The 1,826-nt window shown below is 67.1% G+C and carries 2 protein-coding genes; both read left to right on the forward strand.

Features of this window, described 5'->3' with window-relative positions; all coding sequences use genetic code 11:
* The first annotated feature begins 111 nt into the window (after window positions 1-111).
* A complete protein-coding gene (locus tag HHX30_RS40185) occupies window positions 112-1,389 on the forward strand; it encodes an IS256 family transposase (RefSeq protein ID WP_396707004.1) in 1,278 nt (425 codons plus the stop codon).
* On the forward strand, window positions 1,386-1,775 hold the full coding sequence (locus HHX30_RS40190; protein ID WP_211593485.1) for a hypothetical protein: 390 nt from the start codon (window positions 1,386-1,388) through the stop codon (window positions 1,773-1,775). The genes HHX30_RS40185 and HHX30_RS40190 overlap by 4 nt, the downstream gene beginning before the upstream one ends.
* Window positions 1,776-1,826 lie beyond the last annotated feature (51 nt).

A 1,826-nucleotide genomic window follows, 5' to 3' on the forward strand; every position in this document is an offset into this window, starting at 1 on the left:
AGGAGCAATGCTTAGAACCTGTGGATCTACAGGGAAGGGGTGTACCTTCCCGATGATCATGTAGGTCTCATGCATGACCGACGCGCCAACGTCGGTCGGGAAGGCACACCCGTGCTCACCGTAGTCCCTGACCCCGCTGACGGCGACCGCCGCATGGCAGACGGCCCGGTCTCCTCCTCGCTGATCGACGAGATCGTCCGGGAGGGCGCCCGCAGGATGCTCGCCGAAGCGCTCAAAGCCGAGGTCGACGCCTATATCGCCCAGTTCGCCGGCGAACGTGACGACGATGGCCGCCGTCTGGTGGTGCGCAACGGCTACCACCAGCCGCGCCAGGTGCTGACCGCGGCCGGCGCCATCGAGGTCCGTGCGCCGCGCGTCAACGACAAGCGCACCGATGAGGTCACCGGCGAACGCAAGCGATTCTCCTCGGCGATCCTGCCGCCCTGGGCGCGCAAGACACCGAAGGTCACCGAGGTGCTGCCGCTGCTGTACCTGCACGGCCTGTCCAGCGGGGACTTCGTCCCGGCGCTGGGGCAGTTCCTCGGCTCTTCGTCGGGGCTGTCCGCGCCGGTGATTACCCGGTTGACCGAGCAGTGGAAGGCCGAGCAGCGCGCCTTCGCCGCCCGGGACCTGTCCGGTGTGGACTACGTCTATCTGTGGGCGGACGGGGTCCACGTCAACGTCCGACTGGAGGAGCACCGGCTGTGTCTGCTGGTGATGATCGGGGTGCGTGCCGACGGCCGCAAGGAACTGATCGCGCTGGCCGACGGCTACCGGGAGTCGACCGAGTCGTGGGCGGACCTGCTGCGCGACTGTAAACGGCGGGGGATGCGTGCGCCGGTGCTGGCCGTCGGGGACGGCGCGTTGGGGTTTTGGGCGGCGCTGGGTGAGGTGTTCCCGCAGGCCAGGGCCCAGAGGTGTTGGTTTCACAAGATTGCCAATGTGTTGTCGGCGCTGCCGAAGTCGGCACAGCCCGGCGCGAAGAAGGCGCTGGCGGAGATCTGGAACGCCGAGGACAAGGATCACGCGGTGGCGGCGGTGAAGGCGTTCCAGGTCGCCTACGGCGCCAAGTACGGCAAGGCCGTGGCCAAGATCGTCGACGATGTCGACGAGTTGCTGGCCTTCTACGACTTCCCGGCCGAACACTGGGTGCATCTGCGCACGACCAACCCGATCGAGTCGACCTTCGCCACCGTCCGGCACCGCACCAAGGTCACCAAAGGCCCCGGATCCCGGGCGGCCGGGCTCGCCATGGCCTTCAAACTGATCGAGTCGGCCCAGGCCCGCTGGCGCTCGGTCAACGCTCCCCACCTCGTCGCCCTCGTCCGCGCCGGCGCGACCTTCGTACGCGGTCAACTCGTTGAACGACCGGCGGAGACGGCTGCATGAACACGCCGCCCCATCTCACCAGCAGCGAACCAGAATGGCCTGCCGACAAGCTGAACGCGTTGCGTCTCGGCCAGCGATTGGTCATCGAGGTCCCAGCCTCCCAGCCCGGTCGGCGAGCCTTCATCGATATCACCCCGATCACCACCCCAGCCGACACCCAAGCCCTCCAACAGGGCTGGAAACGAGCCGACCATTCCCGCACGTTCCGGCTGCAGCACTGGGACTACGACGCCGAGCGCATCAACGGCTTCGACTACGACATCGACGCCGCCCTGATCAGGGCCACGACGGTCCACGGCGAGCCGGAGCTGACCACGACGCTCCAAGCATGGCAGCTGCGCCCCGAGCAGCTTCTCTACCCCTGGCAGACCGACGACCCCCAGTAGCCACACCAGGCGAGGCGACAACAACTCATCCACAGATCTTGACTATTGCTC

It is taken from the genome of Microbispora sp. H10836 (assembly GCF_012999525.1).
Lineage (GTDB): Bacteria > Actinomycetota > Actinomycetes > Streptosporangiales > Streptosporangiaceae > Microbispora.

Coding starts and splice junctions, on each gene's coding strand:
- HHX30_RS40190 (WP_211593485.1), top strand. CDS start 1,386: ATGAACACGCCGCCCCATCTCACCAGCAGCGAACCAGAATGGCCTGCC.